The sequence below is a fragment of the Roseomonas nitratireducens genome (genome assembly GCF_017813355.1).
GTDB lineage: Bacteria > Pseudomonadota > Alphaproteobacteria > Acetobacterales > Acetobacteraceae > Neoroseomonas > Neoroseomonas nitratireducens.
Genome location: NZ_JAGIYZ010000007.1, coordinates 111,111 through 124,394, shown reverse-complemented (window position 1 = coordinate 124,394; position 13,284 = coordinate 111,111). Strand labels below are relative to the sequence as shown.

The following is a 13,284-nucleotide window of genomic DNA, read 5'->3' as shown; positions in this document are numbered from 1 at the left end:
GAGGCGTGTTCATAGTCGTTAACTATGCTCACGCTATCGTTACGATCCCGACGAGACTGCACGCCCGCCAGGAAAGGGAAGCACGGTCTGCTCCGCGACCGGCGGGGTCTCGTGGCATCGGAGTACGCGCTGCTCGCCGCCGGCGTCGTAATCATGGTCGGAAGCGCGACCATCGCCTTCCGCAGCAACCTGCTGGGCGCCTTCGCGAACATCGGAACGCAGATTCTGGCCACCGCCGATCGGATTGCCGGCCGGTCGTCGGACGGCCCGACGGCCTCCGCGGCGGGGGCTTCGGCGGCCGCGAGCAGGACCTCCGCAAGCGCGCGGGATGAACCCGACCGTCGCGGGCGCCCCGGCCGGCAGCCCGACTGACGCAAGCCGCGCAAGGGATGCAGCCTTGCGCGATCACTGTTCAGCGCGCGGCCGCCCAGCCGGCCCCGCCTGGCATCTCGCCATGGCGGCCGGCCCGACGCAGGATGGCGCTCCGATCCAGGGAGGCTCCATGGCGGCGGGCGACATCCTCGCGGCGCTCGGCGTTCCGCGCATCATCAACGGCTACGGCACCAACACGCGCCTGTCCGGCGGCCTGATGGCGCCGGAGGTGGTCGCGGCGATGGCCGATGCCGCGCGCGCCTGCGTCGAGATGCACCACCTCCAGGCCGCGGCCTCGCGCGCGATATCGGAAGCGACGGGGGCCGAATCCGGCATCGTCACCGCCGGCGCGGCCGCCGCGCTGATGCTCGGCGCGGCCGCCTGCATGGCGCGGCTGGATCCCGCGCGCATGAACCGGCTGCCCGACACCGCGGGCATGCCCGACGAGTTCCTCGTCATCCGCAGCCAGCGCAACATGTACGACCGCGCGCTGCGCGCCGCCGGCGGGCGCATCGTCGAGGTGGGCATCCCCGACCGCTTCTCCGGCCCCGGCGTGCGTGACGCGAGTGCCGGCGAACTGGCCGAGGCGATCACCGACCGCACCGCCGCGATCTTCCACCTGGCGGGCGAGCAGGCGGAACCGACGCTGCCCGTGGTTGTCCGCATCGCCCATGCGCGCGGCATTCCCGTGCTGGTCGATGCCGCCGCGCAACTGCCGCCGGCCGACAACCTGCGGCGATTCATCGCCGAGGGCGCGGACCTGGTCTGCTTTTCGGGCGGCAAGGCGATCGGCGGGCCGCAGGCCTCGGGCATCCTCGCCGGGCGGCGTGACCTCGTCAGCAGCGCGCTGGTGCAGGTGCTCGACCTCGACCTGCCGGAAGCGCAGTTCGTGGCACCCGCCGAATTCGCGCCCCTGAACCAGCTGCGCTTCCTGCCGCATCACGGCATCGGGCGGACGGCGAAGACGGGGAAGGAGGAGATCGTCGGGCTGATCGTCGCACTCCGCCGCTTCGCCGCCGAGGACCCGGCCGCGCGCAGTGCGCGCTGGACGGCGCGGCTGAAGGCGTTGGAAGGTGCCTCGCCGCGCGGCGCGCTGGTGCCGGATGGCGCGAAGCCGGGCCTGCCGCTGTTCGAGCTTCGCTTCGCCGATGCCGCCGCGGCCGCGCGGGCCGATGCGGCGCTCAGGGCGCGCGACCCCGCCGTGCACCTGGATGCGTCGCGCATCCGGCGCGGCATGCTGGCGGTGAACCCTATCGCGCTCGACGACGACGACCTGCCGCTGCTGGCGGACGCGATCCGGGAATGCTGCGCATGAGCGACCTTTTCCTCGTCGGCAACGGCGCAGGCTTTTCCGGCGACCGGGTGGATGCGCCGATCCCGGTGGTGCGCACGCTGGTCGATCGCGGCCTGCCCGCGGCGATGTTCTTCGAATGCCTGGCCGAGCGCACGATCGCGCTGGCGCAGATCGAGAAGCGGCGCGACCCGGAGGCCGGCTACGAGCCGATGCTCGAACGGCTGCTCGAACCCATCCTGGCGGATTGCGCGAAGGCGGGCATCCCGATCCTCGGCAATTTCGGCGCGGCCAATCCGATGGCGGCGGCGCGCTGCGTCGCGCGGCTCGCGCGCCGGCTCGGCCTGCCGGCGCTGCGCATTGGCGTCGTCACGGGCGACGATGTCAGCGCGAGCGTCGACCTCGCCACGCTGCCGGTGCATGAGGCGGATGCGGGGCTCGACATGTCCGCATGGACGCTCGTCTCGGCCAACGCCTATATCGGCGCGGCACCGCTGGCGCAGGCGCTGGCGCAGGGCGCGCAGGTGGTGGTCGCCGGGCGCACCTCCGACCCCTCGCTCGCCATCGCGCCGCTGATGCACCATTTCGGCTGGGCGGAGGATGACTGGGCGAACCTCGCGCGCGGCGCGGCGGTGGGGCACCTGCTGGAATGCGGCAGCCAGGTGACGGGCGGCGTCTTCTGGGACCCGGGCTTCAAGGACATCCCCGACCCCGCGAATATCGGCTTCCCGATCGCCGAGGTGCCGCGCGACGGCGCCTTCGTGGTGACCAAGGCCGCGGAGACGGGCGGGCTCGTCGACCTGCGCAGCGTGAAGGAGCAGCTGCTGTACGAGCTGCACGACCCTGCCGCCTACATGACGCCCGATGTCGTCATGGACATCACCGGCGTGACGCTCGAACAGCTCGACCAGGATCGCGTCGCCATGGCCGGCGTGCGCGGCCATGCGCGGCCCGACCGGCTGAAGGTGACCGCCTGCTACGAAGGGTCCTGGCTGGGGGAGGGCGAGGTCTCCGTCGCCGGGCCGAACGCGCTGGCCCGTGCCCGCGCGACCGCGGACGTGCTGCTGGAACGCGTCAGGCGCCGCGGCCTCGCGCGCCGGGCGCGCGCCGACCTGATCGGCGTCTCCGCCGTGCATGATTCCGACGCCGGCGCGCTGTGGCGGTCCTATGACGGGCCCGAGCCGCCCGACATCCGCATCCGCCTCGCGGTCGAAAGCGCAAGCCGCGACGACGCCGACCAGGCGGCGCGGGAAGCGCTGGCGATGCTCTGCTGCGGCACGGCGGGGACATCCGGCGCGCGCTGGCGCGTCACGCCGCGCATCCTGACGCGATCCTTCCTCCTGCCGCGTGAGATGGTGCCAACGGAGGTGACGGTGCGGGAGGCACGGCTGTGGAACTGATCGAAGTGCCGCTGCACGCGGTCGCGCATTCCCGCGCGGGGGACAAGGGCAATCGCGGGAACCTCTCCCTCATGCCCTACGACCCGGCGCTGTATCCGCTGCTCGCCGAGCAGGTGACCGAGGCGCGGGTGCTGGAGCTGTTCCGCCATCGCGGCGCGACGCGCTGCACGCGCTTCGACCTGCCGCTGATCCACGCCTTCAACTTCGTCATCGACGACGTGCTGGAAGGCGGCGTGAACGGGTCGCTGAACCTGGACGGGCACGGCAAGAGCCTGTCCTTCCGCCTGCTGGCCCTGACGGTGCGCGTGCCGGCTTGCCACGCGCGCGCCCCGGCCTAGGCTTGCCGAAAGCCGAAGGACCCGCGCGCATGGGCGATCTCCGCATCACCGACGTCACCGTCCACCTGGTCGCCTGGCCGCTGCGCATGAAGCGGCGCCACGGCGTGGGCGACATCGAGCGCAGCATGCCCGGCGTCATCATCCGCATCGGCACGGATGGCGGCATCGCCGGCTGGGGGGAAGCCGCACCCTGGGCGGTGTTCACCGGCACGGCGGAGGCGAGTGCGGCGGCCATCTCCCGCTACCTCAAGCCGGTGCTGATCGGCGCCGACCCGATGCGCGTGACGACGCTGCTGCGCGCCATGGACAAGGCGGTGACCGGCCATGGCGACGCCAAGGCGGCGGTCGAGATGGCGCTGCTGGACATCGCCGGCAAGCGGCTCGGCGCGCCGGTCTCCACGCTGATCGGCGGGCGGCACCGCGAGCGCATCCCGCTGTCGGTCTCCATCGCCAATCCCGATTTCGAGGAAGACCTCGACTTCGCGCGCGACGTCATCGCGAACCACGGCGTCAACATCTTCAAGGTCAAGACGGGCTTCACCAGCCATGCCGAGGACCTGCGCCGGATGGAGCGGCTGAAGGCCGCGCTGCCGGCGACCGCCGACATCCGCGTGGACTACAACCAGGGCCTCGATCCCTGGGACGCGATCCGCCTGCTGCGCGACATCGAGGCCTTCAAGCCGACCTTCATCGAGCAGCCGGTCAAGCGCCACCAGCGCGCGGCGATGGCGGAGATCACCCGCGCGCTCGACACCCCGGTCATGGCCGACGAAAGCGTCTTCGACCCGGCCGAGGCGGTGGAGCTGGTGCGCGACCGCTTCGCCGACCTGGTGAGCATCAAGATCATGAAGAGCGGCGGCATCCACCGCGCGCGGGAGGTCGCGGCCATCGCGGAAGCCGCCGGCATCACCGCCTATGGCGGGACGATGTTCGAGGCCGGGCTCGCCATCGCCGCCGGGCTGCACCTGGTCTCCGCCACGCCCAACATCGCGCTGGGCGCGGAATTCTACACCTCCACCTTCGTCATGGGCGTCGAGATTCTTTCCACGCCGATCCGCATCGAGGCCGGCGAGACCATCGTGCCCGATGGCCCCGGCCTCGGCGTGGAGGTGGACGAGGATGCGGTGCGGCGCGTGAGCGTGGCGATCGAGGGCTAGCCCCCGGCCACGCCCTGCGTGTTGACGTAGAGGCTGAACAGCGACTGCGCCGCGGCCATGAACAGCCGGTTGCGGTGGCGCCCGCCGAAGCAAAGGTTGGCGCAGCGCTCCGGCAGGTGGATGTGGCCGATCGGCGCGCCGGCCGCGTTGAACACGCGAACGCCGTCGAGCGCGGCCGACATGCCCCAGCCGCACCAGAGGTTGCCGTCGACATCGACGCGGAAGCCGTCCGGCGTCTCCCCCGCCTGGCCGGCGATGAAGGTGCGGCGGTTCCTCAGCCGCGCGCCGTCGACATCGTAGGCGAGGATGTTGCGCGGGTCGGACCGGCTCTCGACGACATACAGGATGCCCTCGTCCGGGCTGAAGGCGAGGCCGTTCGGATGGTTGACGTCGTCGGCGACGCAGGTGATCTCGCCCGTCTGCCCGTCCACCCGGTAGACGTTGGTATGCGGCAGTTCCGGGGTGTGCTTCTCGCCTTCGTAGAAGCCGAGGATGCCGAAGGGCGGGTCGGTGAACCAGATCGAGCCGTCGGACTTCACCACCACGTCGTTCGGGCTGTTCAGCCGCTTGCCCTGGAAGTGGCTGGCGATGACGGTGATCGACCCGTCGTATTCGAAGCGCACCACGCGCCGCCCGCCATGCTCGCAGGCGACGATGCGCCCCTGCCGGTCGCGCGTATGGCCGTTCGCGTTGTTGGACGGCTTGCGCCAGGCGGAGACGGCGCCCGTCTCCTCGTCCCATTTCAGCACGCGGTTGTTGGGGATGTCGGACCACAGCAGGCAGCGCGCATCGCCGAGCCAGACCGGCCCCTCGCCCCAGCGCGTGCCGTGGTACAGTCGTTCCACCGCCGACAGCGGCAGGTGGTATTTCCGGAAGGACGGGTCGAGCGCGACGATGGAAGGGTCGGGGTAACGCAGGCTCGGCTGCCAGCGCGGGTCGTCGGTCATGGTGAAGGCTCCTCCCTGGTCTGCGGGCCAGGATAGGCGGAGCCACTCAGGGCGCGAAGTCCGGTCCGCCATACTGTTCCGGCACCTCGATCCGCCCCGCGGCGAGGTCCGCGGCCAGGTGCTCGACCCGCTCGGCGAGATCCACCGGCACGTCGCGCGCGAGCACCAGGCGAACGGCGGCCGGCACCTCGATGCCCACGCGCGAATCGTGGAAGGCGTCTGCAAGATGCGCGGCAAGCGCGGCCTCGATGCACCAGCCATTGTCCGCGACGGCGCTGGCGAGGAACAGCGGGTCCTCGACCGTCCAGTCCCGAACATTGCCGATCGCGCGCGCGCCATGCCGGCGCAGCGCGGCCATGGCGCCGGGCCGCCCGCCATCCAGCATGGCGAACTGCACCACGGCCCCGGCGCTGCATTGGGCTTCCGTCCAGCGCTCGGCCAGCGCCGGATCGTGCTGGTTGCCGCAGAAGCCGGTGAGGAAGGGCGTGCCCGGCGCGGCGCGCGCCAGCCCGGCGGCGAAGGCGGCACGGCCGCGCAGCCCGGGCGGGACGGGTTCGCCCGACAGATGCGCCACCGGCCGCCCGCGGGACCACCAGCCGGCAAGCGCGCCGGCGAGGAAGGCCGAGTGTTCCTGCAGCACCTCGAAGCAGGCGATGTTCGGCCCGGCGATGCGGCCCTGCGTGACGGCGAAGCGCGTGGCCGGAAAGTCGGGCGCGACGGCGGCGACCGGCGTTTCCCCCTGCCCACCATGCGCGATGACGAGCGCCGCGCCGGTCGCAGCGGCGCGCAGCGCCTCCGTGCGTTTCGCGGGGTCGGGCGCCCAGACCGTCTCGACCGCCACGCCGAGCCGCTGCGCCGCGCGCGCAAGCCCCGCCACGCCCGCGGTGTTGAAGGCGCCCGCGCCGGGCGCGCCGAAGAAGACCGCCCGGATCACTGCACGCTGATGCCGAGGGATCGCACCAGCCCGCCGATCTCCCGCACATCCTGCGCGACGAAGGCGGCGAAGTCCGGCTGGCTCATGGCGCGATGCCGGATGCCGTGCTCGTCGAGGCGCCGGCGCATCTCCGGTGTCGCCATGGCGGCAAGCGTCTCCTCATGCAGCCGCGCCACGACGGGCGCGGGCAGGCCCGCCGGGCCGGACAGGCCGAGCCAGTTTTCCACCAGCAGGTCGGACAGGCCAGCCTCGGCCACGGTCGGCACCTCGGGCGCCATCGGTTCCCGCGCGCGCGCCGTCACGGCGAAGGCGCGCAGCCGGCCCTCGCGGATATGGTCGAGGTTCTGCGGCAGGGTGTCGAAGGCAATGGGAATGGTGCCGCCGAGCAGGTCCGCCTGCATCGGCGCGCTGCCGCGATAGGGCACATGCGTCAGCGCGACGCCGGTCTGCCGCTCGAACATCGCGCCGGCGATGTGCGCGACCGATCCCGCGCCGGAGGAACCGAAGCCCGGCGGCGTGCGCTGCGCCCGCGCCCAGTCGATCAGCCCGCGCAGGTCGGTGGCGGGGACGATGTTCCGGTTCGCGACGACGACGAGCGGCGTCGCCCCGATATAGGCGATGTGCGTGAAGCCGCCGACCGGGTCGTAGCCCGCCGTCGGATAGATCGGCGGGGACGAAGTGATCGGCGCGGTGTTGGACAGCATCAGCGTGTAGCCATCGGCCGGCTGCTGCGCGACATGCGCCGCGCCGAGCGTGCCGCCGGCGCCGGGCCGGTTGTCCACCACCACGCGCTGGTTCAGCCGCGCGGTCAGCGCATCGGCCAGCACCCGCGCGACGATGTCGGACGACCCGCCCGGCGGGAAGACGACGACGACGCGGATCGGCCGCGTAGGCCAGGACTGCGCCGAGGCTGGCTGCGCGGCGATCAGGCAGGCGAATGCCGCGATCAGCGGCAGGAACAGGCGACGCATGGCGGATCCTCCATAGGGGCCGGTGCGGGCCTGCAATCATGATGCCGGCGTCAGGCGGGCGGCCAGTCCGGCTTGCGCATGGGCTCCATCGCCGCCGTGTCGGGCTCGATGGCCGCGCCGAGGCCCACGGCGTCGAGCACGGAGCCGAGTTCCAGCATCCCCTCCCGGATCGCCAGCCGCGGCCCACGCGGGGTGTCGGCATAGAGGTCGGGATGCGCTTCCAGGAAGCGCACCGCTTCCGCCTTCGGGCGGCCGGAGAAGCCGTCGACGAAATGGTGCCCGTTCCGCTCCACATGCACGAGGCCCATGGTGCCCACCAGCGCGAGGTCCTGCTGCACGCAGGCGCCGGCCAGCGTCGTCAGGTCCTCCGCACTCATGAAGTAGCGCGGCTCGGGCTCCGCCGCGTTCCAGGCGCGGCAGCGGGCGAGGTTGACCAGCGACCGCCACACCCCCTTGCACGCCTTGGACGATATGCCGGCATAGCCCAGCGCCTTCGCCTGCACGAAGGCGTCGAGCGGGCCGTCGCTCTCATCCACGATCACCGGGCGTTCGGCCGCCAGCGCGCCCATGGCGCCATCCAGCGCCTTCGCGCGCTTCACCGGCTGCTCGATGAAGGCGATCGAGGCATTCAGCCGCGCCAGCCGCGGTTCCGCCTGCATGGCGCGCCACAGGGCGAGCACGCCCTCCGCGTCCTCGTACTGCTCGTTGCCGTCGAGCGAGACGTGGTAGCCGTGCAGCCGGTCGAGCACCGAGGCGATGCGGCAGAGCCGGTCCACATCCGCCGCGACATTGCCTCCGACCTTCAGCTTCCACCAGGCGTGGCGATAGGTGGCGGCGACCTCCTCCACCGTCTCCGGCAGGCCGTCATCGACGCGCGTCGCCTGGTCCGCCGCCGTGATCGGATCGACCAGCCCCACCGTGTGCCGCGCATGCATCCGGCGGGAGGGCGTGAGCGAGCCCAGCATCCGGCCGAAATCTAAGCCCGCGAGATCCGGAATGACGGCATGCGGCGCCATGCCGCCGATGTTCGCGCGCATGCCATTGGCGAAGGACATGCCCCGCGCCTTCAGCAGCGCGTCCAGCATCGCGCGGTCGAGCAGTGCGCGGCCATAGGAGGCGACGAGCGGGTTCAGATCCTCCCTCCCGCAGGCCGCGACATGGTCGGCATAGGCGTTGGCGAAGTGCGCGAAGGCGGTGTCGGCGCCGCCGGTCAGGGTCGCGACGCAGGCGAGGTCGAGCGCGCGCCGCAGCTGCTCCTCGTTCTGCGCATCCGACCAGCGCGGATCCTTGTCGAACCACTTCGCGGCGAGCGTCTCCGCCGCGATCCCCCAGGCCTCCCCGCCGCCCTCGAGGCCGATGCGCGCCCGCACCACCGCCTGCCGCCCATGCGTGACGGTGATGACGCCGAAGCGGAAGGGCATGCGCAGGCGGAAGGGCCATTCGTAGCGCTCGACCTCGAGCAGGCGGAAGCGGGGCGCGGTCATGCGATCGTCTCCTCGAGCGCGCGGAGATAGCCGATGGCGCGCGCGGCGCTGGTCGGCCCGTCCGGGACGTAGTCGAAAGGTTCCACGGCGGCGAAGCCGGCATAGCCCGTGCGGCGCAGCGCGGCGAGGATCGGCCCGAAGCGATCGTCGCCCTGGCCGGGCGAACGCCGGTTGCGGTCGTTGAAATGCACATGCGCGATCAGGCCGGTCGGCACCCAGTGTTCCAGCAAGGCGACGACGGCATCGCTCTCGCCATTCCCGGCGGAACAGGTGTCGAGCATGGTGCGCAGCGCGGGATTGCCGATGCGGCGCACGATCGCGGCCGCCTCCGCGACATTGGTGCACCAGTTGGTCTGGCCGGAATCGAGCGGTTCCAGGCAATAGGTCAGGCCATGCGTCGCCGCGAACTCGCCGGCGCGCGCCATCGATTCCTCCGCCCGCGCCGCGTCGCCTTCCGCCGCGACATGTCGCGCGCCGGGGGAGCCGTGCACAAGCAGCGTCGCGCCGAGATCGGCGGCGAGGCCGACCAGGCGTTCCATCACGTCGAGCGTGCGGGCCCGCAGCGCGGGATCCGCGCTGGTGATGGACAACCCCGCGGGCGCGACGAGCAGCCAGTGCAGGGAGGTGATGGCGGTCCCCGCCTCGGCCGCCGCGCGGCGCAGTTCCACCCGTCGCGACGCGGGCAGCAGGTGCGGCGCCTCGGCATCCAGCGTGAAAGGCGCGACCTCCAGCCCGTCATAGCCGAGTGCCGCCGCCAGCGCGCATTGCGCGGGGAAGTCGAGCTCGCGCACCACTTCGTTGCACAGGCTGATGCGCATCAGGCGATCTCCTCCAGCTCAACCATGCGCCCTTCCTGCGCGGAACGCCGCGCCGCGTCCAGGATGCGGGCGGGGGCGACCGCGCCCGAGGCAAGACCGGCCTCCGGCGCGCGGCGCGTCGCGACCGCGTCGATGAAGGCCGCGAGTTCCGCCGCGACGACCGCCACCGGGTCGGCGGCGGGTGGCTCCGACGCGTCCCGCGCCGCGTGCCCCGGCAACCAGGCGCCGCCGGGGCCGGGCGCGTGGCGGCCGCGGCGCAGGGCGAAGGTCTCGGCGGCGAAATCCACCTCGGCCAGCGCGTCGCGGCCCGCGACGATCACTTCCTTGCGCGTCTCGGCGCCGGGCACCACGGCATCGGGCCAGCGGCCGGGCAGGACGCAGCCGGCCTCGATCAGGCCGATCGCGCCATCGGCGAAGCGCAGCTGGACCAGCGCGAGATCCTCCCGCCCCCGCCCCAGCGGATCGGCCAGCTGCGCGAAGACCTGCGTGACCGGCGCGCCGGCGATCCAGGGCAGCAGGTCGGCGAAATGCACCGCGTCGTTGAGCAGCGCGCCCGAATCGCCCCGCGCGCGCTTGAGGCCCGAGAACCGCGCCGCGAGGTAGTGCAGCGGCCCGAAGGCGCCTTCCGCGACCAGGGCGCGCAAGGCGAGCGCCTTCGGATGGAAACGGAAATACAAACCGACCTGGGCGATGCGCCCGCGCGTGCCGGCCAGCCGCGCGAGCGCCTCGGCCTCGCGCGCCGTCTCGACCGCCGGCTTCTCGAGGAACAGGTGGCGATCCGCGCGCAGCACGGCCTCGGCCAGCGCGGCATGGGTCGGCACCGGCGTGGCGATGATCGCCGCGTCGCACCAGGCGAGGCCGGCCTCGACGCTCTCCGCAAAGCGCAGATCCGCGAATTCGGACGCGACGGCGCCGCGCATCGCCGCATCGGGGTCGAAGGCGCGGACCTCCGCCGCGGCGCCGAGCCGCGCCAGCGCGCGCAGATGCACCCGCCCGAAGGCGCCGCAGCCGAGAAGCAGGATCCGCACGGACATCGCAGCATCGGAGGCGCGCCGGCCGCGCCGCGTCAAGCGCGCCGCTTGACGCGGCGCGGGCGGGGCGGGAACGCTTCGGCCATGTCCGACGATCCGGCCCCGCGCCCGCTGACCGAGGCCGACCTGCCGCGCGCCGCCGCGCTGTCCGCCCTGGTCGGCTGGAACCAGGTCGCGGCCGACTGGGCGCTGTTCCTGCGCGAAGGCGAAGGCCGCGCGCTCGATCATGACGATGCGACGCTCGGCGCGACGGCGGCGGTGATCCGCTACGGCGCCGACCTCGCCTGGATCTCGATGGTGCTGGTGCGGCCGGAATTGCGGCGGCGCGGGCTCGCCACGGCGATGATGCGCTGGGCGGTCGAGGCGCTGCGCGGCACGCGCTGCATCGCGCTCGACGCGACGCCGGCGGGACGGGACGTCTATGCCCGGCTCGGCTTCCGCGACCTCTGGGGCTTCTCCCGCTGGGCGCTGCCGGATGCGCTTCCCGCAGGCGATGGCGTGCGCCCCGTGACGGAGGCCGACTGGCCCGCACTGATGGCCCTCGACACCGCGGCCTTCGGTGCACCGCGGCCGGCCCTGCTGCAGGACTTCGCCGCGCGCGCGAAAGCCCTCATCGCCGTCGATGGGCGCGGCTACGCGCTGGCGCGCGACGGCGCGCGCGGGCCGCAGATCGGCCCCGTCGTGGCGCGCGACGACGCCACGGCGCTGGCGCTGGTGGCCGCGGCGCGCGCCGCGCTCCCCGGGGTGCCGGTGATCGACATTCCGGATGCGCGGATCGCGCTCGCCGTATGGTTCACCGCGCATGGCGGCGCGATGCAGCGCCCCTTCACGCGCATGGCGCTCGGCGCGGACACGCCGGGCGATCCGTCGCTGCTCGCCGCCGTCGCCGGGCCGGAATTCGGCTGATGCGCTTGACGGGTCCGCAAGGAGGGTCGCACCATCCGCGGTAACTGACGGGTTACCGGACCGAGAGGCCGCCTCATGCAAGGCGGCGCGTCACAGGAGGGAAGGACAAGACATGCTCCGCAGGCATCTCCTCGCCGCCGGCGCCGCCGGCATCGCCGCCCCCGCGACGCTGCGCGCGCAGGCCGCCTGGCGGCCCGACCGGCCGGTGACCGTCATCGTCCCCTGGGCAGCCGGCGGATCGACCGACCAGATGGCGCGCATCGTGGCGACCGAGCTCGAGGAAGCCTTCGGCCAGCGCTTCGTCGTGGTGAACCAGCCCGGCGCCTCGGGCTCCATCGGCACGCGCAACGCGATGCAGGCGGCGAAGGACGGCTACACCTGGGCCGCCGGCGCGGCGGTCGATCTCGGCTGCTACAAGGTGCTCGGGCTGCTCGACACCGCGCTGGCAGACTGGCACCTGTTCTTTACCGTCGCCAACGTCAACACCGTCGCGGCCAATCCGGGCTCGGGCTATCGCGACTTCGGCCAGCTGCTGCAGGCGCTGCAGGCGCGGCGCGACATCGCCGTCGCCACCGCCGGCCAGTCCTCGGCCGGGCGCAACATGATGGAGGCGATCCGCGCCGCCGCCCCCAACGTCAACTACCGCAACGCGCCCTACGATGGCGGCAACCCCGCCGTGCTGGCCGCCGTGGCGGGGGAGACGCCGGTCGTCGCGCAGCTGCTGGTCGAGATGGCGGAGATGATCCGCGGCCGCCGGCTGATCCCGCTCGCGGTGCAGGCGGACACGCCGATCACGCTGCAGGGCTTCGGGGAAATTCCCTCGATCAAGCGCTGGCTGCCGAACATCCCGACGCCGCTCAACTATTTCGGCATCTGGGCGCCGAAGGGCGTGCCGGACAACGTGATCGCCGCCATGACCCAGGTGTGGGAGACGCGGGTGAAGGACAGCCAGCGGCTGAAGGACTACGCCGCGGCGCGCGCGGCGGTGTTCGGCCCGCTGCACGGCCAGGCCGCCTTCGACGCCGCCTGGATCATGGTGCGCCAGACCGCCTGGCTCTACTTCGACGGCGGATCGGCGCGCGTCTCCCCTGACACGGTCGGGATCCAGCGGCTGTAATGCTGTCCGCCGACCGCCTGTTCGGCCTGTTCTGGACGGTGCTCGGCGCGGCGATCGTCTTTGAATCCTGGCGGATGGACCGGCTCGAGCAGCAGCACATCAACCCCTGGACGGTCCCCGGCCTGGTGCCGGGGCTGCTCGGCATCGTGCTGGCGCTGTTCGGGGTGGTGCTGGCCGCGCGGCGCGCCCCGCCGAGCGAGATGCCGGTCGAGCAGGACCTGCTCGGCCTCGAGGAACCGCCGCCAGAACCGACGCACGGCACGGACGAGCCCTGGCGGATCGCGCTGTCGCTGCTGCTCTGCCTCGGCTTCGCGGGCGGGCTCGTCGGGAGCGGCCTGCCCTTCTGGGCGGCGGCCTTCGTCTTCCTGTTCCTCGCCATCCTGCTGTTCGAATGGCCGGACCGGCGCGCCGCGGGCACGCTCGCTCGCGGCGCGGCGCAGGCGGCGCTGATCGCGGCGGTGGCCGCGGCGCTTGTCACGCTGGTGTTCCAGGAGGTCTTCCTGGTGCGACTGCCCTGA

The 13,284-nt window shown here is 72.8% G+C and carries 13 protein-coding genes; 7 read left to right on the top strand and 6 right to left on the bottom strand.

Features of this window, described 5'->3' with window-relative positions:
* Window positions 1–502: 502 nt before the first annotated feature.
* The 4 genes from J5Y09_RS09355 to J5Y09_RS09340 are packed head-to-tail and all read left to right on the top strand — an operon-like array spanning window position 503 to window position 4,558.
* Complete coding sequence (locus tag J5Y09_RS09355) at window positions 503–1,687, top strand: hypothetical protein (protein WP_209351488.1); 1,185 nt, start codon at window positions 503–505, stop codon at window positions 1,685–1,687.
* Window positions 1,684–3,063 (top strand): acyclic terpene utilization AtuA family protein, encoded by a 1,380-nt coding sequence (locus tag J5Y09_RS09350; RefSeq protein WP_209351487.1) that lies wholly within the window; start codon window positions 1,684–1,686, stop codon window positions 3,061–3,063. The genes J5Y09_RS09355 and J5Y09_RS09350 overlap by 4 nt, the downstream gene beginning before the upstream one ends.
* A complete protein-coding gene (locus tag J5Y09_RS09345) occupies window positions 3,054–3,401 on the top strand; it encodes an AtuA-related protein (RefSeq protein ID WP_342451447.1) in 348 nt (115 codons plus the stop codon). Before J5Y09_RS09350 ends, J5Y09_RS09345 begins: the two co-directional genes overlap by 10 nt.
* A gap of 29 nt (window positions 3,402–3,430) precedes the next feature.
* Entirely contained in the window at window positions 3,431–4,558 is a 1,128-nt protein-coding gene (locus J5Y09_RS09340; RefSeq protein WP_209351486.1) for an enolase C-terminal domain-like protein, read from the top strand.
* Here J5Y09_RS09340 and J5Y09_RS09335 read toward each other — a convergent pair.
* Genes J5Y09_RS09335 through J5Y09_RS09310 form a run of 6 tightly spaced genes read right to left on the bottom strand, consistent with a single transcriptional unit; the run spans window position 4,555 to window position 10,746 of the window.
* Window positions 4,555–5,505, bottom strand: coding sequence for an SMP-30/gluconolactonase/LRE family protein (locus J5Y09_RS09335; protein ID WP_245216975.1), 951 nt, complete (start codon window positions 5,503–5,505; stop codon window positions 4,555–4,557). The genes J5Y09_RS09340 and J5Y09_RS09335 overlap by 4 nt on opposite strands.
* Before the next feature lie 46 nt (window positions 5,506–5,551).
* Complete coding sequence (locus J5Y09_RS09330) at window positions 5,552–6,439, bottom strand: BMP family ABC transporter substrate-binding protein (RefSeq protein WP_209351484.1); 888 nt, start codon at window positions 6,437–6,439, stop codon at window positions 5,552–5,554.
* Window positions 6,436–7,410 carry a Bug family tripartite tricarboxylate transporter substrate binding protein gene (locus J5Y09_RS09325; RefSeq protein WP_209351483.1) on the bottom strand — a complete coding sequence of 325 codons (975 nt, stop codon included), beginning with the start codon at window positions 7,408–7,410 and terminating at the stop codon, window positions 6,436–6,438. Before J5Y09_RS09325 ends, J5Y09_RS09330 begins: the two co-directional genes overlap by 4 nt.
* A gap of 50 nt (window positions 7,411–7,460) precedes the next feature.
* A complete protein-coding gene (locus J5Y09_RS09320; protein ID WP_209351482.1) occupies window positions 7,461–8,894 on the bottom strand; it encodes an enolase-like domain-containing protein in 1,434 nt (477 codons plus the stop codon).
* On the bottom strand, window positions 8,891–9,712 hold the full coding sequence (locus J5Y09_RS09315) for a sugar phosphate isomerase/epimerase family protein (RefSeq protein WP_209351481.1): 822 nt from the start codon (window positions 9,710–9,712) through the stop codon (window positions 8,891–8,893). The genes J5Y09_RS09320 and J5Y09_RS09315 overlap by 4 nt, the downstream gene beginning before the upstream one ends.
* Entirely contained in the window at window positions 9,712–10,746 is a 1,035-nt protein-coding gene (locus J5Y09_RS09310) for a Gfo/Idh/MocA family protein (protein WP_209351480.1), read from the bottom strand. Before J5Y09_RS09310 ends, J5Y09_RS09315 begins: the two co-directional genes overlap by 1 nt.
* An 81-nt stretch (window positions 10,747–10,827) precedes the next feature.
* Between J5Y09_RS09310 and J5Y09_RS09305 the strand changes: the two genes are divergently transcribed.
* From J5Y09_RS09305 to J5Y09_RS09295, 3 genes are all read left to right on the top strand, one after another.
* Window positions 10,828–11,649 (top strand): GNAT family N-acetyltransferase, encoded by an 822-nt coding sequence (locus J5Y09_RS09305; RefSeq protein ID WP_209351479.1) that lies wholly within the window; start codon window positions 10,828–10,830, stop codon window positions 11,647–11,649.
* A gap of 112 nt (window positions 11,650–11,761) precedes the next feature.
* A complete protein-coding gene (locus tag J5Y09_RS09300) occupies window positions 11,762–12,766 on the top strand; it encodes a tripartite tricarboxylate transporter substrate binding protein (protein ID WP_209351478.1) in 1,005 nt (334 codons plus the stop codon).
* Window positions 12,766–13,284, top strand: a complete 519-nt coding sequence (locus J5Y09_RS09295; protein WP_209351477.1) for a tripartite tricarboxylate transporter TctB family protein — start codon at window positions 12,766–12,768, stop codon at window positions 13,282–13,284. The genes J5Y09_RS09300 and J5Y09_RS09295 overlap by 1 nt, the downstream gene beginning before the upstream one ends.

Coding starts and splice junctions, on each gene's coding strand:
- J5Y09_RS09355 (WP_209351488.1), top strand. CDS start 503: ATGGCGGCGGGCGACATCCTCGCGGCGCTCGGCGTTCCGCGCATCATC.
- J5Y09_RS09350 (WP_209351487.1), top strand. CDS start 1,684: ATGAGCGACCTTTTCCTCGTCGGCAACGGCGCAGGCTTTTCCGGCGAC.
- J5Y09_RS09340 (WP_209351486.1), top strand. CDS start 3,431: ATGGGCGATCTCCGCATCACCGACGTCACCGTCCACCTGGTCGCCTGG.
- J5Y09_RS09335 (WP_245216975.1), bottom strand. CDS start 5,505: ATGACCGACGACCCGCGCTGGCAGCCGAGCCTGCGTTACCCCGACCCT.
- J5Y09_RS09325 (WP_209351483.1), bottom strand. CDS start 7,410: ATGCGTCGCCTGTTCCTGCCGCTGATCGCGGCATTCGCCTGCCTGATC.
- J5Y09_RS09320 (WP_209351482.1), bottom strand. CDS start 8,894: ATGACCGCGCCCCGCTTCCGCCTGCTCGAGGTCGAGCGCTACGAATGG.
- J5Y09_RS09315 (WP_209351481.1), bottom strand. CDS start 9,712: ATGCGCATCAGCCTGTGCAACGAAGTGGTGCGCGAGCTCGACTTCCCC.
- J5Y09_RS09310 (WP_209351480.1), bottom strand. CDS start 10,746: ATGTCCGTGCGGATCCTGCTTCTCGGCTGCGGCGCCTTCGGGCGGGTG.
- J5Y09_RS09305 (WP_209351479.1), top strand. CDS start 10,828: ATGTCCGACGATCCGGCCCCGCGCCCGCTGACCGAGGCCGACCTGCCG.
- J5Y09_RS09300 (WP_209351478.1), top strand. CDS start 11,762: ATGCTCCGCAGGCATCTCCTCGCCGCCGGCGCCGCCGGCATCGCCGCC.
- J5Y09_RS09295 (WP_209351477.1), top strand. CDS start 12,766: ATGCTGTCCGCCGACCGCCTGTTCGGCCTGTTCTGGACGGTGCTCGGC.